We start from the raw sequence: 22,583 nt of genomic DNA, 5'->3' as shown, positions 1-22,583 counted from the left end.
CTGGGCTATAGCCCGCCAGCGCCCGAAACCATCATACCAATGGATCGCAGGCCGACGATGCACTAACAATCAATTTGGACCAGTCAGATGACGCTGCTCATTCAGTGGGGCGCTTATCGGACTGGCTGCTTATCAGAATGGGAACCCTTCGGATCGCGCGAACTTATCCTATGGCGATTCTACACGGGCTTGTGGCACTGGCCGTACTGCCGCTCGCCTTTGTGGACAGTCTTCCGATCGCGTTGATCTGCATATCGATCGCTGTATCCGCAGGCCTTGGCGCCAACCCGATCTTTTATGCGGTCATAGCCGACATCGTACCGCAACGCGCGGGAACCTGCATGGGCATTATGAATAGCGGTTTTGCATTGGCTGGTTTTCTGGCACCCGTCATCACTGGCTTCGCGCTGGACGCAACCGGTACGTTTTCAGTCGCGTTCGGGTTGATCGCCTTCTTTGCAGCATCGTCTGTGATCGGGTTGCTGGTGGGGCACCACCCGGATACCAGCGCCGAGGCCGCAAATTAATCGGAGGGTGACACTGCCTGACCTCGGGCAGGGCCTCGTTGCGACGCGCGTGACACACTGCTTTTGAACGACCACACCCTGCAGCCAACCTGAGCCGATTGGCACCGGCCCCAATTCTTCCGTTCGCCAGCGAGTGCCAAATCCGGATCACATTTTTCGCAAGTATGCCCAAGAGACATATCCCTTTAACCCAAGCGCCCGCTTCAGGGAAACCCGGCACCAACGAGTGCCTCCGGTCTGCTCGCAACTGTGAACCCTCAACGCGGTTCCATTTGGAAGACCGACGATCACATTGAAACCTATTCCGGGCCCTGCCCGCAATTTCAGCATGTCTCCGTCTTCAACGCCAAAAACCTCGTATTGTCCAAGCGACGCCGCCGCTGCAGGTTCAAGACTGATGATTGCGGCTAGGACAAACGCTGTTAACGGTGGGAAGGTTAAACTTCGCATCTGTAAGCCTGATTGTTGCCTCATCAACGATCGTAGCGCCTCTGGTCAACAAGAGGAACTGGAAGAAACTGGAAGAAACTGGAAATTCGCGGGAAGCGGAGGCTGCGAAGTTGTCTGGCGCTTGCTTTCTTGGCGCGCTCAAGCGGACCAAAAGACAAATTCATGCAAGTGCTGTCGCGTGACCGCTACCTGAGACTGTGAACAACTTGTTTTGCCAGACCAGCCAAGGGCCGCCTTGCCGCCCAAGGTGCTATTTTGCGATGTCTGACTAAGGACAGGCAAATTCCTGCCGGAGAATTGGCAGATATCTTTTCACAGCCCGCAAAATTGTCGTAGAACTCCAAAACCACTCAAACCGGCAATGAAGCTTCTTGCAGAACAGCGCCCGCAAAACGAATACGATTTGGCCGCCCCTGACCGGCATCGCCCGTGTTGCAATTGCGATGGGGCTCATTGCTCTTGTCTCTGCCTGCACGCAAAACCCAAACGACACGGATATCGATCCGGAACGTCAATTGATGTCGCTGCAAGAGGTCTCAAAAAAGCAGGCTCGCGGGCAAAGGGTTTGGTGCGTGCCCTACGCGCGGAATCTCAGCGGCATCGAGATTCGCGGCAACGCCAAAGACTGGTGGGGCAAGGCGCATAATATCTTTCAGCGAGGCAGTGAACCGGTTGTCGGAGCCGTCATGTCGTTTCGGGCAACCCGCGGAATGCCCCTTGGCCATGTTGCTGTCGTGTCCGATGTTGTCACCGACCGCGAAGTTGTCGTGAACCACGCCAACTGGCACCGCAACAAGGTTTCATTGAAAATGGGCGTTAAGGATGTGTCCAAAAACAATGACTGGACGCTGGTACGGGTCGAAAGCCATCCGGGCCGGTATGGCAGTTTCTACCCAGTGAACGGGTTCATCTATCCGAAAGATGACGGTTAGCCCATACCGAATTCCCTGCGCGCCCAGTACACCAGTGACGACATTCGAGAGGAACTTGACCAGCATAGCATCGAATGCAGCATGAGTGCGACAGCGAATTGCTATGACAACGCTGTCGTCGAATGGTTTTTCGGCGTTCTCAAACGCGAACGTGTAAACCGCGTACGCTACGGCACCAGAGATGAAGCACGTGCCGACCTGTTCGAGTATATTGAAGTGTTCTACAATCGAAAGCGTCGCCATGGATATATTGGCAACGTAAGTCCAGCTGACTTCGAAGATCGGTCAGCTGGATCCTTTCAAACCGTCCACTGAAACGGGGCAAGACGAGCGAGCGGCGTGGCCCATGTCTCACGATCGACGGATGCTGTGCTGCCTCGGAGATCCGGAGCGAGCCCATTGTTCCACATGCTGCCCAATGTAAGAACGACGGTAATCAAAAGAAAGCGGACTTGGCAGCGTTTTGCAGGCGGCCATTTTCCACCAAGCGAGTTTATTGGCGACTACTGAAATCCCGCTCATCGAAACCGCGCAGCATTTGAATCGCTTGCAAATGTCCGGCACAAATCAACAGACATCTAAATGTCCTGTTCGGCTACGTCAGAATACTCTGGAAGTTTGGACAAAGCAGATTTTAGCGCGTCGCCCCAACCTTCTGAAACAGTTCGGAAGTATTCGTCATCTGCCTCGAACCGCGAGCGTTTACCGGCCTCGAGGCTGTCTTCGTTGTAAAGAAGCAGGTCCAGCGGCGCTCCGACGGACAAATTGGCTTTGATCGTGGAATCGAAGCTAACGAGCAAGAGTTTAACGGCCTCAGGAAAGCTCATCTCGGGATCATAAGCGCGGACCAGGATTGGACGACCGTATTTTGTTTCTCCGATCTGAAAGAACGGGGTTTCATCCCCGGCTTCGATAAAGTTGCCTTCCGGATAGATCAGGAACAGGCGCGATGGTGCGTCTTTGATCTGTCCACCCAAAACCATAGTGGCATGAAAGGCGCTGTCAGCTTGCTGGCCCGATTTCGCGTGTTGTTCAATCACACTGTTCAGCGTTTCCGCCACCAATTGTGCAACCTGAAACATCGTGGGCGCTTCGAGGATGGATGGAGCGCGTTCTTTGGGCACTTTGGTACGTTCTTCAAGCACGCTGATCGTTGCCTGGGTCGTCGCCAGATTTCCGGCCGTCAACAGAGTTATGGACCGCTCCCCCTCGACCGTCCAGTTGAACATCTTGTTGAAGGTCGAGACGTTGTCGATGCCAGCGTTCGTGCGTGTGTCGGACATGAAAACAAGTCCGCGGCTCAGCCGCATGCCCACAGCATAGGTCATTGTCTTCTCCGTTACTGCTGTGCGACCTGCAACTGTACTGTCAGTTGCTCGCCCGCTGTCCCTATTCGGCTTCCTATTACCGGGGCTGCCTGCGTGTAGTCCAGACCGGTTGCGACGCGAACATAGCGATCATCTGGGGAAATCCCGTTGGACACATCAAAACCGACCCAACCGAGCCCTTCCAGATGCACCTCGGCCCAAGCGTGAGTCGCATCCTGCAACTCGGTCTCATTCATCATCAGATAGCCAGAGACATAGCGAGCGGGCAGCCCGGTCTTGCGTGCACAGGTGATGAAGATATGGGCGTGATCCTGACATACACCGCTGCCTGCCTCGATGGCATCTTCCGCGCTCCAATCGGGGTGCGAGCTTCCGATCTCATAGGGGACGCAGCCGCGGATTGCGTCGGACAAAGCGTGCATTTGGTCCAACGGTTCACCTTCAGGTAAGGACCGGACCAGTTCGTTGACACCTTTTCCCGGTTTTGTCTGTTCTGTGCTACGTTTGAAAAGCCAAAGCGGCGTTGAGCCTTCATGACGGCCTAAAACACCATGCGTGTCTTTAACTTCGACCACCCCCTCTGAAATCAGCGAGACGCTTTGGGTATTCACGTCAAAGCTGATCAGCTCCACCGTGTTGCGATGATAGTCCTCATAGGTCAGTTCCTTGCGACCACCATTAACCTCAGTCGCCCAGCTTTCGATGCGCTGGTTGCGAAAAGACTTGGGCGTTTTTCTCAATTGCTGAAGACCGAAAGGAATTGGCGCGTCGAAATCGTATCGGGTTTCATGTCTGATGTGCAGTTTCATGGGTTACTCATAGAACCGGTAGTCGATTTCGATCTGGCGGCTTAACTGGCCAAGGTCGCTGAGAAAATCTTCGATGTACTCGTGCAAACCATAGTCGAAAATATCTGATATCTGTCGGCCAAGATACTTATCGGAAAGCCGATTGGATGCTTCGCATGAGGGGCCCGTGAATCCATAATCTTTCTTGAGATAGGAAAGGTTCTCTTGAATTTTCCTGCAACAGAAGTGGAGGCTGCGGGGCATGCGCTGATCCAGGATCAGGAACTGAGCGATATCCGAAGGTGTGGTGTTTTGCCCGTGCGTCATCAAGTATCCGCCACCGGCCCCCACCGATCGCAGGATGCTCTCCCACTGGATATTGTCCAGCGACGACCCGACTGAAAACGTAGTGGGAAGCAAAACATAATACTTAACGTCCAGAATACGCCCGGTATTGTCAGCACGTTCGATAAAATTCCCGATGCGCATGAAGTCAAAGATGTCATTGCGCAGCATCGTGCCAAGGGTTGCGCCACGCACAAGGGCCGTCTGCTGACGGATCAGCTCAAGCGTACCCGGCAGGTCTCGCTCATTCACGCGACGTTTCATTGCCGCGTCCACTTTCATCCAGGTGCCATTTACCGCACTCCAGACATCATGGGTTAACGCCGTTCGCACGAGGCGCGCGTTGTCTCTGGCCTGTTTGATGACCGATTTTATGGATGAGGGGTTTTCACCGTCCCTCAGCATCCAGTCCACAGCATTTTCTTTGGTTATCTCTTCATACTTGGCAAGAAACCCGTCCAGAACGCCCGCTGTTTTCAATACCGAAGCCCACTCCTCGACCGAGTTGTGGGTGCGCGTCAAAGCCATTCGTTGACCGGTTTCCAGCAGTCTTGCTGTGTTTTCCGCGCGTTCCAGATACCGGGCCATCCAGAACAACCCGCCAGCCGTTTTTCCCAGCATGTCAGTCCTCCAGAACCCAGGTGTCTTTTGTCCCGCCGCCCTGGCTGGAATTCACAACCAGTGACCCTTTCTTGAGTGCTACGCGTGTTAAACCTCCCGGAGTGATTTTGATCCCTTCAGGCGAAACCAATACAAATGGCCGCAGATCAACATGTCTTGGCGCCAGTCCGGATCTTGCAAAAATCGGCACCGTCGACAAAGAAAGCGTCGGTTGGGCAATGTAGTTCGAGGGCCGCGATTTAAGCTTGTCGCGGAACGCCGCAATTTCTTTCTTGCTGGCCGTGGGCCCGATAAGCATCCCATAACCTCCAGAGCCGTGCACTTCTTTCACGACAAGCTCAGACAGATTGTCCAGCGCATAGGCCAAAGACTCCGGATCACTGCACCTCCATGTCGGAACGTTTTGGAGAAGTGGCTTCTCGCCGGTATAGAACTCAACGATTTCAGGCATGTAAGAGTAAATCGCCTTGTCGTCAGCTATCCCAGTACCCGGTGCATTGGCAATCGTGATCCCTCCGGCACGATACACGTCCATAATACCCGGTACCCCCAATGCACTCTCTGGGTTAAAGTTCAAAGGGTCCAGAAACTCGTCATCGACACGCCGGTAAAGAACATCGATCGGTTTGTACCCTCGCGTTGTACGCATGCAGACGCGACCATCAACAACCCGCAGGTCATGCCCCTCGACCAATTCAACTGCCATCTGATCTGCCAGAAAAGCGTGCTCGTAGTAGGCGGAGTTGTAGATGCCGGGTGTCAGCACGGCGACGGTTGGCTCTCCTTCAGCGCAGCTGGGAGCACAGGCGGCAAGCGATCGCCTCAGGTTCTTGGGGTAGTCCGATACGTTCCGCACATTTGTAGCACTGAACAACTCTGGGAACATCTTCAACATGGTTTCCCGGTTTTCGAGCATGTAGCTGACGCCTGATGGTGTGCGGGCATTGTCCTCTAGAACATAGAATTCGTCCGGCCCGGTGCGTACCAGATCGATACCAACAATGTGCGTGAAAACCTGACCCGGTGGCGTTACGCCGAGCATCTGTGGTAGGAACGCGTCGTTGTCAGCGATCATCTTGGCGGGAACACGTCCTGCACGTACAATTTCCTGACGGTGGTAAACGTCGTAGAGAAAGGCATTAATTGCTCTAACCCGTTGTTCAATTCCGCGTTCCAGCCGCTGCCATTCTCTCCCGGATATTACCCGTGGAACTATATCAAACGGGATCAACCGTTCTTCTGCCTCTGCTTTGCCGTAAACGTTGAAGGTGATCCCGGTCAGTCTGAAAACTTCTTCAGCTTCGCGCTGTTTGGCTCTCAGCCTTGAAACATCTTCTGCATTGATCCAGCGTCCGATTTCTTCATAAGACCTTCGCAGAGAACCATCAGCATTGAACATTTCGTCAAAATAGTCGCTCATGCAAGAAGTGTGACTGACATGCCCGCAGATTCAAGTGCTTTGGGCTGGACCACCCAAAGCTCTCCGGAAAACGCCTATTTTTCAGGCGAAATAACACGCGGATTTGAAAGGGCTATTCAGTTAAGTACTTAATCGTCGCTGCCAACTGCAAAACAACAATGAGCGGTTTTCCCGTCGATTTGGAAGTTCGTTTAAGAGGATTTTAGAGAAATTGAATACTTCATGGCAAGCGCTTCCAAGTAAGTTGGAAAGTGTATACCGAAGCCCAAACCTCATTCTCAGACCAATTGTATTTTGTCCGGTACTCGTGCGTAGCTAACATATATGGCTAACCTCCAAACGGAGGCTTTGTCCCGCAATTGGATTGGGCATGTACGCTTTAGCGCTGGCTGCGAGCATAGCCAGTTAGGGTGTATGGCAGAACCTTCAATCCAAAATTTTCAACTCGCAGGCCGGAGTAATGTAAGCGCGTTCGTTAGTTGTAAGCATCCGCGGGCGCCAAGATCGTCATTCCTACTCGATCTGCTACTGCCATGATCGCCGGAATGTCTGGTGGTCCATCTGGCGCCGGAATATCGGTCGTGCCATCAGGCATTGCTTCCCCAGCTTCCGTAAAGAATGTGTCATGCATCGCGCCGGGGGCGTTTATGCAAAGTAACCGGCCTGGCCGTTCCCCGGTGCATGTAAAGGCGTGGACTGCACCGTCCGGAACTTTGACGAAGTCACCAGCTTTTACGTTGACTGTCTCGCCATTCACAAAGAACTCGAATTCACCGTCGAGTACATAGAAGCTCTCATCTTCGCCAGCATGATGATTGGGCGGTGCGCCGGCACCCGGCGCCGTCTTTATCTCGACGATTGTGCAACGATCTCCCGTCTCACTGGGAAAGGCGTGAAAGGTCAACAAGTTCCCAAGAAGATGATAAATTCGCGTGCGAGGTCCAGCCATTACTACGACTCCCTTTACTTGAAACATACTTCTCTTATGATACACATATCTAGTTATGAGACAAGTGTATCACAAAAGGCTTGAAATTGGCACCTCGTACAAATCAAATCAACCGAACGCGAGAAGCACTTCTTTCGGCTGCACGTGATCTGATGTCGGAAGGCAAGGAAGTCACGCTGGCAAAAGTCGCTGAGCGCGCCAAAACCAGCCGTGCGACGGTCTATCGTTACTTTTCTGACCCGAGTGTCTTAGCCTTGGATGCGACGCTTGATCTTGAAGTTACTCCAACGTCAGAACTTCTCGAGGGACTGGATGACGTCAGGAACCGTGTACATGTCGTCGCGCGCTACTATCTGGATTTTTCTCGGGTTCATGAGGCTCACTTCCGGCAGTTTCTGGCCGAATCACTCAAGGCATCGCTTGAAGATGGAACGGTAAAAATGCGCGGCGCCAGAAGAGTGGCGGCTTTTTCTGAAGCACTTGCACCAGTTTACCCATTAATTGAGCCGAAGGAAATTGACGACCTGGCGAAGCGGTTGTCCATGACGACGGGCATGGAACAACTTGTTATCCTTGAAGACATTTTGCGAGTGGACGAAGCAACTGGCTACCGACTCCAAGAAGGGTTGGTCGATGCTCTGTTGGACCGATACTTGCCAATAAATTGAGGCCGAATTCAGATGTCGACTGTGTCCAGAAGCTGTTGCAAATATACGCCAGTTTAGCGTCTCCTTGGGGCGGAGAATATGCAGCAAAATCGTTGACTCAGCTCTCCGGAGTGCCTTATCGCTTATGTCATGATCAGATTGTTCTTCGCATCGCAAGACTATTTTCCTCAGCTTCGATAGCTGCGGGTAATTCATCATTGGTGTTCCGCTGCCCCTGACAGCGGTCAACATACAATCGACCTTGTGCCGGGCGGCAAATTCAAAGGTCGAAAAATGAACAACAACAGAAGAAGTCAAAACACGTCGCTAGGCATCGTGGGGTTTGGTGCATTCGGACAACTTGCAGCCCTTCATCTTGGCCAGCATTTCGAAATAACGGCCTACGATCCGTCCCTGGAAGTCGCCAAGGTCGCAAAGCAACACGGAGTGCGTCTGTCATCATTGCACTCAGTATCGCAGGCTGATGTGATCCTCATTGCGGCACCAGTGTCCTCATTTGAGCAGGTTGTCGGCGAGATCGCGGTTGCTTGTAAACCTGGCGCGCTGATTGTCGATGTTGGCTCAGTGAAAGTAATTCCCTCGGAAATCATGCGGCGGCTGCTACCAAACCATGTAGACATTGTAGCGTCTCACCCCTTGTTCGGTCCACAGAGTGCCACGACAGGTATTGAGGGTCTAAAAATTGCGGTCTGCCCAATTCAGGGACGACGACATGCGAGGGTTGCTGCGTTTCTGCGCAAGACTCTGGGTCTGAGTATAATCATGACGACCCCCGAAGATCACGACCGCGAAGCAGCAATTGTCCAGGGGCTCACTCACCTCATAGCCAAAGTACTACAGAGAATGGGACCGCTACCAACGCGCATGACAACGAAGAGCTTTGACTTGCTATCTGAGGCGATTTCCATGGTTCAACATGATGCGCCAGAAGTATTCGAAGCGATTGAGAAGGCCAATCCCTACTCTGAGACCGTGCGCCGGCAGTTTTTTGAGTTGGCCGCAAGTTTGAGTGTCGAGCTGGAAGCGGCACAGAGGACACCGCCCTACAACGTAAGCAGACACTGATGGCGCGGCATCGAAGGACAACAATGTCCGCCAGACCATTGGCTTGCTAACGATTAAGTTTTCCTTGATCATTCCAATGATTTTCTCGTCGCTAAATCTGCGTTTCATAGCCCATCCTTTGCTTGGACGGATTGCTAACACCTCAATGGCCTGATTTCAGGAGGCTGGGTCAATCCGCTTGTCAAACCAGTTTCCCAACTCAAGTTGATGTTTTCTGGCAAGACCGTCGAGACCGGTTCTCTGCAATGTAAACGGGTGCCGCAGAATGGAACTTCGGCACCCGTTTTGTTTGTTAGAAGTCTAACTTTTCAGCTCATTTTGGGCTCTCTTCAGCCCGATGTACAGGCTGACGCACATGGCCAGAAGAACGATGGTGAATGGGAAGCCCGTCGAAACCGCCATGGCCTGCAACGCCGTAAGCGCCGCTGAGCCGCCAACCAGCAGCAGCGTCGCCGCCACCACACCTTCGAAGGTGCACCAGAAGATCCGCTGAGCGACCGGCGCGTCGGTCTTGCCACCCGAGGTGATTGTGTCGATCACCAACGAACCCGAGTCCGACGATGTAACGAAGAATGCCAGAACCAGGATGATACCCAGGATCGACGTAATCGTCGCCAGCGGCAGCGCCTCAAGCATAACGAACAGCTTGAGCTCAAGCGCTGCATCCTGAACCGGTGCGGACGCATCGGTGATTACCTGATGAACCGCAGCGCCGCCAAAAGCGCCCATCCACAGGATGCCGACCAGCATCGGGATAACGATGACGCAGAAGATGAACTCGCGCACAGTCCGGCCACGGGACACGCGGGCAATGAACATGCCGACGAAGGGCGACCAGGAAATCCACCAGGCCCAGTAGAACGCGGTCCAGCCTTCCATGAAATTGCTGTCTTCGCGACCAAATGGGTTAGAGAGCGGGATCAGTTCCTTGGCGTAGGCGACACCACCGGCAAAGATCGTCTCAAAGATCGTGGCGGTCGGCCCGACGATGATCACGAACAGCAGCAGGATCGCCGCCAGCCCGATATTGATCTCGGATAGCACCTTGACGCCGCCATCCAGTCCCCGGATCACCGACACAAGCGCAATCGCGGTAATTACCGCAATCAGGATCACCTTGGCCACGCCGCCGGTGCCCCATCCGAACAGGTAATTGAACCCGGCCAGCGCCTGTTCCGTGCCGAAACCCAGCGAGGTCGCCAGACCAAACAACGTTGCAAATACGGCGGTGATGTCGATAACATGACCCCACCAACCCCATACACGTTCGCCCAGCAAAGGGTAGAACGCCGACCGTAGGGTCAGAGGCAAGCCATTGTTGTAGGTGAAAAAAGCCAGCGACAATGCCACAACGGCATAGATGGCCCAAGGGTGCAGTGCCCAGTGGAAGATAGTGGCCGCCATGCCCAGATCACGGGCGGCAATGGGATCTCCGGCTGCAGCACCCAGCGGAGCCCAATCGGTGCGTGCCCCGGCGTCGCCAGCGGTTCCACCCATCGAAGATGCGAAGTGCGACATTGGCTCGGATACACCAAAGAACAGCAGGCCGATGCCCATTCCAGCAGCAAACAGCATCGCGAACCAGCCTGTATAGCTGTAGTCAGGTGTGGCATCCTGACCGCCCAGACGGATTTTGCCTAGCGGCGACAGCATCAGGAAGATCGAGAAGATCAGGAAGATGTTACCCGCGCTTAGAAAGAACCAGGCAAAGTTGGAAGTCAGGAACGGCCGCAACCAGTTGAAAAACCCACCGGCCTGTTCTTGAAATGCAAGTGTCAGCAGAACAAATGCCAGAATAGAGATTCCGGAAATGGCAAAAACCGGATTGTGAATATCAAGCCCGAACGGATTAACGTTGTCCTGACCGACTTCATACTCTGTTTCGATTGGATGAGGTATATCCTCGGTTTGGTCATCCACAATGTCCGACATAAGTAATTCCTTCCCACATTTGTTGGCGGCATATCCATCCCAATTGCCAATAAGCCGTAGGGATCGAAGGTTCCTGCCGTCACAGTGCCGGTATTTTTAGCCGCAAAAAGTTTCGCCGCGCCATCCAAGCGGCCAGTAGTCGTCAAAAAGCGACATAATCACGTCGATTTTAGATCACGCAGTAGTTAACGGAGGAGCGGGGCCGATCTTTCCCGAAGTGTTTAGGATTCCTCATCCTGCGTCGATGAGTTTTGACTCTGCGCCCTTCATCCGGCTTTGGAACCGATGACCGCGCAATACTTCCCATACGGCGGTTCAGCCATGATCGAGAAACAGCAATCGGGCCCATAGCCCTTTCCGGCTCGCCGGGCGAGTACTTTTGAAGCGCGAAGCTGCCTCTTCATTCAGGCCGAGGCTTTGACAAGAACCCCAAAAAATGAATAAACCTTTCAAAACAACAGGTCGGGCAGGAACAGGGCCAGCGCCGGGAACAGCGTCAGAATCAGGATGGTGAACAGATGGATGAGCCAGTAGGGCACCGTTGCGATGGCGACGCGGCCCAGGCTGACCTCGTTGTTCGTCAGGGCTGTCAGCACCGACAGGTTTAGCCCGACCGGCGGTGTGACCTGACCAATCTCGATGACGATGGTGATAATGACCCCAATCCAGATCGGATCAAAGCCCAGACCGGTCAGCAGCGGGAACACCACCGGCAACGTCATGATCATCAGGGACAGGCCATCAAAGAAGCAGCCCAGCACCAGATAGATCAGCACCACGATCAGCAACACGCTGTAGGTACCCATCCCGCTTTCAGCCACGACCTCGAGGATCTGTTGCGGCACGCCCAGAATGCTGGTCGACTTCGCCAGAATGGTCGCGCCCAGCACTAGAAACCCGACCGAGGCGAACAGCAAGACGGACAGATATACGGCCTCTACCAGCTTTCTCCAGGTGAGGTCGCCCCAGATAGACGAGATGATCACGGCCAGAACCACGCCAACGCCTGCGGCCTCTGTGGGTGTAGCCAACCCTCCGACGATGCTGCCGATGACCGCAATGATCAGGGCCAGCAGAGGCCATATTTGCTTGAAGCCCGCCAGAGTTTCCCGCAAGGGGAGCGGGGTCTCATCGCGGGGGGCTATGGCCGGGTTGCTGGCGCTCTTTACAAACAGATAGGCCATGAACATCAGACCCACCAGAAATCCGGGGATGATCCCGGCGGCAAACAGGCGACCGATCGAGGTCTCCGTGAGCGCGCCGTAAATCAGGAAGGACAGGCTGGGCGGGATCAGCAGACCCAGTGTGCCGCCACCTGCCAGACTGCCGACGATTGTATCCTTGTCATAGCCGCGTTTGGACATCTCGGGGTAAGCCACCGACCCCACCGCCGCCGCCGTCGACAGGCTGGAGCCGCTGACCGCGCCAAACAGGGTGCAGACCGCGATGTTGGTGTGCAGCAACCCGCCAGGGATGCGGCGAAACAGCGGGGAGAAGGCTGAATAGGCCTTTTCGCTGATCCCGCTGCGCAGCAGCACTTCGCCCAGAAGGATGAACATCGGAACAGCGCTGAGGGTGAAGGAATTGAAGACGCTCCAGATCGCATCCACCGCCAGCGACGTGGCCCCGTTCGAGAAAAAGTGCAGGATCAGAAGCCCGGTCAGGCCAAGCGCGGCTCCAAGCGCCACGCCTGTCCCGGCGGTGGCGACGAGCGCGCCTGTCAATGTAAGCCAGAACGACATTCAGGGGCCTCTTTGATGGGGATTCATTCGATGTCAGCTTCGGCGTCGTCGACCCGGTCCAGAATGCCGACCAGGCGCGCCACAAAGATGGACATGGTTAGTATGAGTGAGAGCGGCATCAGTGCCATCCACGGATAGAGCAAAATCCGGGTGGTCTCGGTCTTGAGGTTGCGTTTGAAGGCAAACTCGAACCAAGGGATGGTCTCGACGATCAGCCATAAGAAGAACACGATGCCGACCAGCAGGGCGGCGATCTGCAAGGCTACATGCGCCTTACCTTTCAGCATGTCCGCCAGCAGCGAGACGCGCACGTGCTTAGCTCGTAGCGTCACCATGGGCAGGCCGAGAAACAACGAGACGCTCAGCAAAAGCCCCACGACTTCTTCGGTAATGTGCAGCGGCGTATTGGCGAATTTTCGCATCAGAACGCTGGTCACGATGAGGCCGACGATGGCAATCATCCCCAACGCCGCCGCAGCAGCGCACGCAAGGGCCAGACGGTCCAGCCCCCGCGCTATCAGGTGTTTCGCGCTGTGCGCCATCCGAGGATCAGCGGCCCAATGCGGTCAGAACCCGCTGGCGATATTCGGGTGCATTGCCGCCGGCCTCATCCGCCAGTTCTGCCCAGATTTCGGTGACGTTGGACACGAAAAGGTCGCGGTCCTCCTGCGAGAAGTCTTCGCCCCATGTCACACCTTCCTCGCCCAGCTTGTCGCGTGCGGCCAGTTCGCGTTCGAAATCATCTTCATACTGGTTGGTGCGCTCCCACAAGGCATCTGCCGCGGTTGCAATCGCCGCTTTTGTGGCATCGTCGGTTGCGTCCCATTTGTCGGTTGCCACGCCGATCACATAAGGGCCGGACGCCATCGGGTACAGGAATGACGCGTATTTGGCGACCTCCTGCAACGAAACTGTATGTGCATAAAGCGCCGGGTATAGGGCACAATCCACCACGCCGGTTTTAAGGGCCACATACATTTCTTCCTGCGGGATGATCTGCGCGGCAACACCCAAACGTGTGAACGTTTCAACCTGATCACGCGCCCAGACGCGCAGCTTCTTGGATTTTAGCGCGTCGATGGTGCGAACAGGTTCGTCCCGACAGAAGACCGAAACAGACAACATCGGGATCGGGACATACCCCACCGAGGTCACGCCCCAGTCGGCAAACTCTTCTTCATAGATTTCACGAACGGTCGGGATTGCTTTCTCGAACTCCTCAATCGAGCCGATTGTGCCCTGAACAACAACCGAACTGAGCGCCGGGGCATCACGCCCCAAGTAGTTCGCCCAGATCAGGCTCATCTCGACCGCGCCCTTTGGCAGGAACCTCAACGTGTCGGTATTGGGCAGGCCTAGCGAGCCACCGCTGTACAGCTTCAATTCACTATCGCCGTCGAGGGCGGCGTTTACGTCTTCGACAAAACGTTCCAGTTCCGCAGATTCAGGGCGGGTTTCTGGCAGGAAATTGTTGAAACGCCACTCTTCAGCACCCGCCGGAGCGACAACCGACAGGAAAGCAGCTGTACCGAAGGCCTTGGCCTGGAAAATTCTCTTCATGTTTCTTCCTCCTGATGGGTTGAACGTTCGTCTCATTGTAGAGCACTTAGATTTTGATGTTTTGTGGCGCGCGAGATGAATTTGACTACTGGTTTAAGGTAGATAATCGATGTCGCAACTCTGCCGATTGCAAGCATAGAAATAGCTGGGACTCTTGCAAGTTATACCTGCGTCGGGATCACAGAGCGCTATTGAATCGGACGAGGGCGGCGGCTCTTTGCTAAAGTATCGGAGTATCATTGGCTGAGATTTTGTTGTTGGGTTTTTCCTTTGACTTCATAATCTTTGAGCGAAGTGGGCTTTAGTGGACCAAAAACTGTTACTAGGAAAATTTTATCTCGCCTCCGCCCGAGCTCAAAGCCGCCTCACTGCTAAACGTGGGTTTTGATTTATTGGCAACTCGCACTACAAAGTTCCGACCATCGGCCTTTGTGTGCGATCGCCAGTACCTGAGTGGAGGTTGGCTCATGACCACCTTCAAATGTGTGCAATGTTCTTCTATATCCGATGCGGAGTGTCATACCGGGATCAGGAAACACTCATGCCCGAGCTAGGCGTTCCGGTTGACTACTGCACGCTGAACCGATGGTTCACTCTTTGTTACGGTGCGATCGCAGAAACAGCGCGCCAGCGAAAAGGACCGTATTACCCATCTTGGAGAATGGAAGAGAACGACATCAAATTGAAAGACGCTTAGGTGTGCCACCACTCGGCGGTAGATAGGCTCGGGTTCAAAGGTCTTGCTTCTGCAGCGGCAACATCGGATGGAATTGAAGTGGCGCATATGACTCGTACAGCTTGTTCATACTCTTAACCTATCCGTTGTCCGCCTTTGATGCATAAAAGAACGCAATAGCCTGCGCACGATTTCTGACCGACAGCTTTTCATAGATATTCGAAAGGTGGAACTTCACTGTATTGGTAGAGATTTGCAGCTCTTTCGACAATTCCCTGTTCGACATGCCTTTGACCAGCGCCTCAAGGATCGCAAGCTCTTTGCGCGACAGGGTTTGCAACGGGTTCTGCTGCATCTTGCGTACGTCGATGAAGGGAAAGACCATCTTGCCTTTCGCCACATCGACACAGGTTTCCAGCAAGCCTTCGACCTCACCTGAGCGCGGCGCGAACCCGGCAGCCCCGGCCTGCATGGCCTGTCGCGGCACATCCCCGGCCTCATCCCCGTAAACCACAAAGCGCGGTGCGTTGGCCTGTTCGCGCAGAACCTCGATCAGCTTGGCCGCGCCCAAAGCGGGCAGTTCCCAGGACACGATCCCGACTTGAACCGGTACTCGCATCACCGTGCCCAGAAACCCCTCGGCGGTGGCCGAGGTCGCCACCAAAGAGAATCGCGGGTCGCGTTCGAAAATCTCGGACATGGCCGACAGCACCAGCGGGTTGTTGTTTGCCAGCATGACATCGATGGGGCGCTGAGATGTGTCGGACATTGTTTTCCTGCCTGTTTTCACCCTAAACCACCCATATGGGTAGGGTTAACTATGGTATACATCTGTATATTTACCCATATGGGTAGTAATTTACCCATCTAAATAGGTATCCCAAAGCAGTAGTAAGTTACGTTGTGCAGCGGTGCAAGATTCGGTTTTCCTCTTCGTCAACGCGACCGACAGGGTGTCAGGCCCTCGACCGCTCTGGAGGAACACATGACTTTTCAAATCTACCCCACACTCGAAATCCCCGAGACACTGGCCGCAGGCCCCGGCCCGGGTAACACCGACGCCCGCGTTCTGCAGGCTTTTGCCAGCGCGGGCGTTGCCGATCACATGCAGGGCGACGTGCTGCGCGGCATGATCGAATGCAAGTATATGCTGCGTGAGATTTGGGGTACGGCCAACACCTATACTTTCGCGGTTGCCGGTACAGGTTGGAGCGGGCTGGATACCATGTTCTCGGCCGTTATGCCCGGTGATAGGGTTGTGGCGTTTACCAACGGAACCTTCTCGGGCATCGACGCGCTGACCCTGCGGATCAAGGCGGCGACGCCCGCTGAACACGCCGCAAGCCCGCTGGACCCGCAGGCCTCCAGCGTGACTGTGATCGAAGTTCCCCATGGCCAGCCAGTTACTGGCGAGATGGTTGATGAGGTTCTGGCTCAGCACAAACCGAAATGGGCTTTCATGGCACACTGGGAAACCGGCTCGGGCCGCGTGAACGACATTCAGGGCTTTTCCGATGCGTGCGAACGCCACGGCGCGATGGGGCTGATCGATGCTGTGTCGTCGCTGGGTGCCGCGGATTTCCGTATCGACGACTATCCGGGCGTCGCCGGTTGGGCTTCGTGCCCGCAGAAGGGCCTGTGCTGCCTGCCGCTGACCTACGCGCCGGTCAGCTTCACCGACGCCTATATCGACGCGCTGAAAACTTCGGGCGCTTATACCTACGTCCACAATCCGATTTTCGAGGCCCGCCACTGGGGTATCGTTGACGGACAGGACGTGGAAAAGGGCACCTATCACCGCACCCATTCGGGCTATGCCGTCGCCGCTTTCCATGAATCTCTGCGCCTGACCCTGCAGGAAGGGCTGGCCAAGCGCGCGCATTCCTATCGCACGCATGAGGCTGTTCTGCGCGATGCCGTCACCGCGATGGGCTGCCAGGTCACCTCGGACATGCCCAGCCTTGTGGTGCTGAACCTGCCCGCAGAACTGAAAGGGCGCGAGATGGAGTTGGTGCAGAACTGCCGCGCCCGTGGCTTTGGCATCTGGCCAACGCTGAGCGCCCCGGTTCAGGTCCGCATCGGCATTCTGAACCAGCTGAACCACCAGTCGATCAGCCGTATCGTCAGGCTGTTTGCCGAGGCAATCCGCGAAATGGGTGGCGCGGTTGATTTCGAAGCCATCGAAGCGCTGCTGGAAAGCCGCTACGGCACATCTATCGCTGCATAAACGGGAGGGAATGCAGATGGATATCCACGAATATCAGGCAAAAGAGCTTCTGTCGAAGTTCGGTGTCGAGGTCCCTTCGGGTGCCTTGGCCTACAGCCCGGAACAGGCGGCATATCGCGCGCGCGAACTGGGTGGCGACAAGTGGATCGTCAAGGCGCAGGTCCATGCTGGTGGGCGTGGCAAGGCCGGGGGCGTGAAGTTGTGCAATTCAGAAAATGAAATCCACCACGCTTGTGATGAGATGTTCGGTCGCAAGCTGGTGACGCACCAGACCGGTCCCGAGGGCAAGGGCATCTACCGCGTTTATGTGGAATCTGCCGTGCCCATTGATCGCGAGATTTATCTGGGCCTTGTGCTGGACCGTTCCAGCCAGCGGGTGATGATCGTGGCCTCATCGGAAGGCGGGATGGAGATCGAAGAGATTTCCGCAGAACGCCCTGACAGCATCGTGCGCTCGATCGTTGAACCCGCCGTAGGTCTACAGGAATTTCAGGCGCGCGAGATCGCATTCAATCTGGGGCTCGAGCCGCGCCTGATCCAGCACATGGTGCGCACATTGCAGGGCTGCTATGCTGCCTTCAGCGAGTTGGACGCGACTATGGTCGAGATCAACCCGCTGGTCATCACTGGCGACGACCGGGTTCTGGCGCTGGACGCAAAGATGAGCTTTGACGACAACGCTTTGTTCCGTCACCCGCAGATCTCGGAATTGCGCGACAAAAGCCAAGAAGACCCGCGTGAAAGCCGCGCAGCAGACCGCGGTCTGTCTTATGTCGGGCTGGACGGCAATATCGGCTGCATCGTGAACGGGGCCGGTCTGGCCATGGCCACGATGGACACGATCAAACTGGCCGGTGGCGAGCCGGCGAACTTTCTGGATATTGGCGGCGGGGCCTCGCCCGAGCGGGTGGCCAAGGCCTTCCGTCTTGTGCTGTCCGATGACAACGTTCAGGCGGTTCTAGTCAACATCTTCGCGGGCATCAACCGCTGTGACTGGGTGGCCGAGGGCGTCGTGCAGGCGCTGCGCGAGCTTGACATCGACCTGCCGGTCATTGTGCGCCTGGCGGGCACCAATGTCGAGGAAGGTCAGAAAATCTTGGCCAAATCGGGCCTGCCGATCATCCGCGCGACTACCCTGATGGAAGCCGCCGAACGCGCCGTAGGCGCATGGCGCAACGATCTGTCCCAAAACACCAAGATGAGGGCCGTGTAATGAGCATTCTTCTGGACCGCGACACCCGCGTTATCGTTCAGGGCATCACCGGACGTATGGCGCGCCTGCACACCAAGGATATGGTGCAATACGGTACCAATGTCGTCGGTGGCGTTGTCCCTGGCAAAGGCCGAGAAACCGTTGAGGGCGTTCCGGTCTTCGACACCGTTAAGCAGGCGGTCGAGGCCACCGGTGCCGAAGCCAGCCTTGTTTTCGTGCCCCCTCCGTTTGCGGCGGATTCGATCATGGAGGCCGCAGACGCGGGCATCCGCTATTGCGTCTGCATCACGGACGGTATCCCCGCGCAGGACATGATCCGCGTCAAACGCTACATGTACCGCTACCCCAAGGACAAGCGCATGGTCCTGACCGGTCCGAACTGTGCCGGAACCATTAGCCCCGGCAAGGCGTTGCTGGGGATTATGCCGGGCCATATCTATCTGCCAGGAAATGTAGGCATCATCGGTCGTTCAGGTACGCTAGGTTATGAGGCCGCTGCGCAGCTGAAAGAGCGTGGCATCGGCGTTTCGACCAGTGTCGGCATCGGTGGCGACCCGATCAACGGCTCGTCCTTCCGCGATATCCTTGAGCGGTTCGAACAGGACGAAGACACCGAGGTGATTGCGATGATCGGTGAAATCGGCGGCCCTCAGGAAGCCGAAGCTGCGGAATACATCCGCGATCACGTCACCAAGCCCGTTGTGGCCTACGTCGCGGGTCTGACCGCGCCAAAGGGCCGGACAATGGGCCATGCCGGTGCGATCATCTCGGCCTTTGGCGAAAGTGCCAGCGAGAAGGTGGAAATTTTGTCGGCAGCGGGTGTGACCGTGGCCGAAAACCCGGCGGTGATCGGCGAAACCATCGCCCGCGTCATGGGAAAGGCTGCGTAATGGTCAAACCTTCGGTCTTTGTCACCCGTCGCTGGCCTGCCGCCGTCGAGGCGCAACTGGTCGAAAACTATAACACCGTGCTGAATACCGGGGACATTCCGATGTCCCCGGGAGAGATCCGCGAGGCATTGAAAAAATATGATGCGGTCCTGCCGACAGTGACCGACACGCTCAGCGCCGAGGCGCTGGACGTCCCCGCCGCGCAAACCAAAATCCTTGCCAATTACGGCGTTGGCTACAGTCATATCTGTGAGCCGTCTGCTCGTTATCTGGGCATGACCGTCACCAATACGCCGGATGTTCTGTCCGAATGCACCGCCGATCTGGCCATGACGCTGCTGCTGATGGCCGCCCGCCGCGCGGGCGAAGGTGAGCGCGAGTTGCGTGCAGGTGGCTGGACCGGCTGGCGTCCGACCCATCTGGTGGGCACCAAGGTCAGCGGCAAGACGCTGGGCATCATCGGTTTTGGCCGCATCGGTCAGGAAATGGCCCGCCGTGCTCATCACGGGTTCGGCATGAAAATCGTGGTCCAGAACCGCAGCGCCGTATCGCCCGACGTGCTGAAGCAATTCAACGCCACGCAGGTCGAGACGGTGGACGCGCTGCTGCCGCAATGCGATTTCGTCTCGCTGCACTGCCCCGGTGGGGCCGCGAACCGGCACCTGATCAACGGGCGCAGGCTGGACCTGATGAAACCCGAAGCGTTCCTGATCAACACCGCACGCGGTGAGGTGGTGGATGAGCACGCTCTGGTACAGTCGCTGATGTTCGACACGATCGGTGGGGCCGCACTGGATGTTTTTGATGGTGAGCCGCGCATCAGCCCCGACCTGTTGCAATGCGACAATCTGGTGATGCTGCCGCATCTTGGCAGCGCCACAAAGGAATCGCGCGAGGCCATGGGCTTTCGCGTGCTGGACAATCTGGGCGACTTTTTCGCAGGCCGCCCACCCCGTGACCGCGTGATCTGACGCACCCCTCTTCAAAGGACCAAACCCATGAGCTTTTATGCCATCGAACAAGCCCCCGCGCGCCTGAACCGTAGTGAACTCGCCGTACCCGGCAGCCAGCCTGGCATGTTTGAAAAGGCCGCGAAATCGGATGTGGACGTGATCTTTCTCGATCTCGAAGACGCGGTTGCGCCGGACGAAAAAGAGCAGGCCCGCAAGAACATCATTCAGGCCCTGAACGATATCGACTGGGGCAGCAAGACCATGTCGGTGCGCATCAACGGGCTGGACACGCATTACATGTATCGCGACGTGGTGGATGTTGTGGAACAGGCCGGAGAGCGTCTTGACCTGATCATGATCCCCAAGGTCGGCACCGCTGCGGATGTCTATGCCGTCGATATGATGGTCACTCAAATCGAAGACGCGATGGGCTACAAGAAGCGCATCGGGTTCGAGCACATCATCGAAACCGCCTTAGGCATGCAAAACGTTAGCGAGATCGCAGCTGCCTCGAAACGCAACGAGAGCCTGCATTTCGGCGTAGCGGACTATGCCGCTTCGACCCGTGCGCGTACCACGATCATTGGCGGTGTGAACCCCGATTACTCGGTGCTGACTGACCCAGATGGCGACGCGGCCCGCGCGACCCACTGGGGTGATATGTGGCACTATGCGTTGGCCCGTATGGTTGTCGCCGCGCGTGCCAACGGCCTTCGCCCGATTGACGGGCCGTTTGGCGACTTTCAGGACCCCGAAGGATACAAGGCTGCCGCCAAACGTGCCGCTGTTCTGGGCTGCGAAGGCAAATGGGCCATTCACCCCAGCCAGATCGCGCTGGCACACGAGGTCATGTCACCTAGCGACGCTGAAGTCACTAAGGCGCAGCGTATCCTTGTTGCCATGGCCGAGGCCGAAACCGCAGGCAAAGGCGCGGTATCGCTGGATGGCCGCCTGATCGATTATGCCTCGATCCGGCAGGCTGAAGTGATGGTTGAAAAGGCGCGCCAGATCGCAGCGGCCTGATCGGTCTTGTCAGAAGAATTTGGCTTGAGGCGGTCAGGGCGGTTGCGTAGCTTTTGCCCATGACCAAATCTGCCTCCTTTAAGTACTTCAAAACCAGTCCCGAGATCATCCGCCTTGCGGTGATGCTGTACATCCGTTTCCCTCTCTCGCTTCGGAATGTCGAAGATCTGTTGCATGAGCGAGGCATCGACGTAAGCCACGAAACCGTCTGATATTGGTGGAACAGGTTTGGCCCAATGTTTGCTGCTGAGATCAGACGGAAGCGCGTTCAGCAACTGCGGGCCTTCTCCAAATGGAAGTGGCACGTTGACGAGGTTCTCGTGAAGGTGAGTGGCAAGCGGCATTATCTTTGGCGGGCTGTTGATCACGAAGGGGAGGTGCTGGAAGCTGTTGTCACAAAACGTCGAAACAAAGCTGCAGCTCTGAAATTCCTCAAGAAATTAATGAAGCGACACGGTAAGGCGGAAAACGTCGTCACGGATCGCTTCGCATCGTATCGGGCCGCTCTCAGAGAGCTTGGCGCAACCAAAAAACAAAGGACGGGCAGGTGGCTCAACAACCGCGTTGAGAATTCGCACCTTCCTTTCCGACGACGCGAACGCGCGATGCAACGGTTTAGGCGCATGCGAAGTTTACAGAAATTCGCCTCCGTCCATTCCTGCGTCTACAATCACTTCAACCAGGAAAGATCGCTCGCCACCAGAGACACCTTCAAGCTGACGCGCATCGCCGCTCTTGCCGAGTGGCGTCAGCTTTGTTCCGGATAAGTTCGCGGTTTCCGTGGCAAACTGAGACTGGTTCGAATTCGTCTGACAGCACCCAAAAAAGGCCGATCCGGCAATCCGAAAGGACGGCCGAAAGGTGCCAATGGGGTGAATGCCAGCCTGAAACGCGAATTGGAAGCCAAGATCACCGTCCGTGAAGGCAGCCGGGAAGTCCGGATTTCCAAGGCGGAGGCAATTGCCAAGCGGGTCACGGCCAGCGCATTGAAGGGCGACACGAAAATGCTGATGGCGCTGCTGAAGCTGGACACGGATCTGTTCAACGCAAGTGACATGGACGCGCAAGAAAGCGCCCGTGCGGTTGAGCCGGACAGTGTCGACTTTGATATCCTCCGGGATTTCTTTTCCAGCCAACTGGACGGTGACGGTGGTCCGGAAAATGGGGAGGCGGAAGATGACGACTCCTGATCCCAAAATGGTTCTGCATGCCGCGCGCGAGGTTTGCCGGGACAATTTCTTTCCCTTCGTGTGGCGTGTGTTTGGCACGCTGCA

General features: G+C 56.0%; 22 protein-coding genes and 1 pseudogene. 12 read left to right on the top strand and 11 right to left on the bottom strand.

All coding sequences use genetic code 11. The annotated features are described in order from the left end of the window. Nucleotides 1-137: 137 nt before the first annotated feature. Entirely contained in the window at nt 138-527 is a 390-nt protein-coding gene (locus ACR0NJ_RS20755; protein WP_480818990.1) for an MFS transporter, read from the top strand. Between the two features lie 147 nt (nt 528-674). On the opposite strand, the gene ACR0NJ_RS20750 is transcribed toward ACR0NJ_RS20755, so the two are convergent. Continuing rightward, the gene (locus ACR0NJ_RS20750; RefSeq protein WP_480818993.1) at nt 675-977 is read right to left on the bottom strand and encodes an SH3 domain-containing protein; all 303 of its coding nucleotides are present in this window, start codon (nt 975-977) and stop codon (nt 675-677) included. Between the two features lie 371 nt (nt 978-1,348). On the opposite strand from ACR0NJ_RS20750, the gene ACR0NJ_RS20745 reads away from it, so the two are divergent. Both ACR0NJ_RS20745 and ACR0NJ_RS20740 read left to right on the top strand, forming a co-directional pair. Continuing rightward, entirely contained in the window at nt 1,349-1,909 is a 561-nt protein-coding gene (locus tag ACR0NJ_RS20745) for a CHAP domain-containing protein (protein WP_480818989.1), read from the top strand. A 3-nt stretch (nt 1,910-1,912) separates the two neighbouring features. Next, complete coding sequence (locus tag ACR0NJ_RS20740; RefSeq protein WP_480818992.1) at nt 1,913-2,224, top strand: IS3 family transposase; 312 nt, start codon at nt 1,913-1,915, stop codon at nt 2,222-2,224. Between the two features lie 263 nt (nt 2,225-2,487). On the opposite strand, the gene ACR0NJ_RS20735 is transcribed toward ACR0NJ_RS20740, so the two are convergent. The 5 genes from ACR0NJ_RS20735 to ACR0NJ_RS20715 form a co-directional block, all read right to left on the bottom strand. Then, the gene (locus ACR0NJ_RS20735; RefSeq protein WP_480818988.1) at nt 2,488-3,237 is read right to left on the bottom strand and encodes a proteasome-type protease; all 750 of its coding nucleotides are present in this window, start codon (nt 3,235-3,237) and stop codon (nt 2,488-2,490) included. 11 nt (nt 3,238-3,248) lie between these two features. Further along, on the bottom strand, nt 3,249-4,046 hold the full coding sequence (locus ACR0NJ_RS20730; protein ID WP_480818987.1) for a transglutaminase family protein: 798 nt from the start codon (nt 4,044-4,046) through the stop codon (nt 3,249-3,251). Between the two features lie 3 nt (nt 4,047-4,049). After that, complete coding sequence (locus ACR0NJ_RS20725) at nt 4,050-4,991, bottom strand: alpha-E domain-containing protein (RefSeq protein WP_480818986.1); 942 nt, start codon at nt 4,989-4,991, stop codon at nt 4,050-4,052. A gap of 1 nt (nt 4,992) precedes the next feature. Further along, the gene (locus ACR0NJ_RS20720; RefSeq protein WP_480818985.1) at nt 4,993-6,411 is read right to left on the bottom strand and encodes a circularly permuted type 2 ATP-grasp protein; all 1,419 of its coding nucleotides are present in this window, start codon (nt 6,409-6,411) and stop codon (nt 4,993-4,995) included. Nucleotides 6,412-6,886: 475 nt separating this feature from the next. Further along, on the bottom strand, nt 6,887-7,360 hold the full coding sequence (locus tag ACR0NJ_RS20715; RefSeq protein WP_480818984.1) for a cupin domain-containing protein: 474 nt from the start codon (nt 7,358-7,360) through the stop codon (nt 6,887-6,889). 86 nt (nt 7,361-7,446) lie between these two features. Here ACR0NJ_RS20715 and ACR0NJ_RS20710 point away from each other — a divergent pair, with 86 nt between their 5' ends. Both ACR0NJ_RS20710 and ACR0NJ_RS20705 read left to right on the top strand, forming a co-directional pair. Continuing rightward, complete coding sequence (locus ACR0NJ_RS20710) at nt 7,447-8,028, top strand: TetR/AcrR family transcriptional regulator (RefSeq protein ID WP_480818983.1); 582 nt, start codon at nt 7,447-7,449, stop codon at nt 8,026-8,028. Between the two features lie 243 nt (nt 8,029-8,271). Beyond that, the gene (locus ACR0NJ_RS20705; protein ID WP_480818982.1) at nt 8,272-9,093 is read left to right on the top strand and encodes a prephenate dehydrogenase/arogenate dehydrogenase family protein; all 822 of its coding nucleotides are present in this window, start codon (nt 8,272-8,274) and stop codon (nt 9,091-9,093) included. 300 nt (nt 9,094-9,393) lie between these two features. Here ACR0NJ_RS20705 and ACR0NJ_RS20700 read toward each other — a convergent pair whose 3' ends face one another. From ACR0NJ_RS20700 to ACR0NJ_RS20680, 5 genes are all read right to left on the bottom strand, one after another. Next, nucleotides 9,394-11,025: a BCCT family transporter gene (locus ACR0NJ_RS20700; RefSeq protein WP_480818981.1), complete on the bottom strand. Its 1,632-nt coding sequence runs from the start codon at nt 11,023-11,025 to the stop codon at nt 9,394-9,396. Nucleotides 11,026-11,474: 449 nt separating this feature from the next. Next, entirely contained in the window at nt 11,475-12,767 is a 1,293-nt protein-coding gene (locus ACR0NJ_RS20695) for a TRAP transporter large permease (RefSeq protein WP_480818980.1), read from the bottom strand. 23 nt (nt 12,768-12,790) lie between these two features. Further along, nucleotides 12,791-13,309 (bottom strand): TRAP transporter small permease, encoded by a 519-nt coding sequence (locus ACR0NJ_RS20690; protein ID WP_480818979.1) that lies wholly within the window; start codon nt 13,307-13,309, stop codon nt 12,791-12,793. 7 nt (nt 13,310-13,316) lie between these two features. Continuing rightward, nucleotides 13,317-14,327, bottom strand: coding sequence for a TRAP transporter substrate-binding protein DctP (dctP, locus tag ACR0NJ_RS20685; RefSeq protein WP_480818978.1), 1,011 nt, complete (start codon nt 14,325-14,327; stop codon nt 13,317-13,319). A gap of 815 nt (nt 14,328-15,142) precedes the next feature. After that, nucleotides 15,143-15,772: a LuxR C-terminal-related transcriptional regulator gene (locus ACR0NJ_RS20680; RefSeq protein ID WP_480818977.1), complete on the bottom strand. Its 630-nt coding sequence runs from the start codon at nt 15,770-15,772 to the stop codon at nt 15,143-15,145. A gap of 216 nt (nt 15,773-15,988) precedes the next feature. Between ACR0NJ_RS20680 and ACR0NJ_RS20675 the strand changes: the two genes are divergently transcribed. From ACR0NJ_RS20675 to ACR0NJ_RS20645, 7 genes and pseudogenes are all read left to right on the top strand, one after another. Beyond that, nucleotides 15,989-17,230, top strand: a complete 1,242-nt coding sequence (locus ACR0NJ_RS20675) for a pyridoxal-phosphate-dependent aminotransferase family protein (protein ID WP_480818976.1) — start codon at nt 15,989-15,991, stop codon at nt 17,228-17,230. Between the two features lie 16 nt (nt 17,231-17,246). Beyond that, nucleotides 17,247-18,443 (top strand): malate--CoA ligase subunit beta, encoded by a 1,197-nt coding sequence (locus ACR0NJ_RS20670; RefSeq protein ID WP_480818975.1) that lies wholly within the window; start codon nt 17,247-17,249, stop codon nt 18,441-18,443. Then, nucleotides 18,443-19,333 carry a succinate--CoA ligase subunit alpha gene (sucD, locus tag ACR0NJ_RS20665; RefSeq protein WP_480818974.1) on the top strand — a complete coding sequence of 297 codons (891 nt, stop codon included), beginning with the start codon at nt 18,443-18,445 and terminating at the stop codon, nt 19,331-19,333. The genes ACR0NJ_RS20670 and sucD overlap by 1 nt, the downstream gene beginning before the upstream one ends. Further along, nucleotides 19,333-20,304 (top strand): 2-hydroxyacid dehydrogenase, encoded by a 972-nt coding sequence (locus ACR0NJ_RS20660; RefSeq protein ID WP_480818973.1) that lies wholly within the window; start codon nt 19,333-19,335, stop codon nt 20,302-20,304. The genes sucD and ACR0NJ_RS20660 overlap by 1 nt, the downstream gene beginning before the upstream one ends. A 27-nt stretch (nt 20,305-20,331) precedes the next feature. Next, entirely contained in the window at nt 20,332-21,309 is a 978-nt protein-coding gene (locus tag ACR0NJ_RS20655) for an HpcH/HpaI aldolase/citrate lyase family protein (protein WP_480818972.1), read from the top strand. A 59-nt stretch (nt 21,310-21,368) separates the two neighbouring features. Next, nucleotides 21,369-22,076, top strand: a pseudogene (locus tag ACR0NJ_RS20650) (IS6 family transposase). A gap of 21 nt (nt 22,077-22,097) precedes the next feature. Next, complete coding sequence (locus ACR0NJ_RS20645; RefSeq protein WP_480818991.1) at nt 22,098-22,499, top strand: DUF5681 domain-containing protein; 402 nt, start codon at nt 22,098-22,100, stop codon at nt 22,497-22,499. Nucleotides 22,500-22,583: the final 84 nt, after the last annotated feature.

The sequence above is a fragment of the Ruegeria sp. F11 genome (assembly GCF_056533855.1).
The sequence above is the reverse complement of the archived record's forward strand: the minus strand, read 5'-3'. Positions and strand labels throughout refer to the sequence as shown.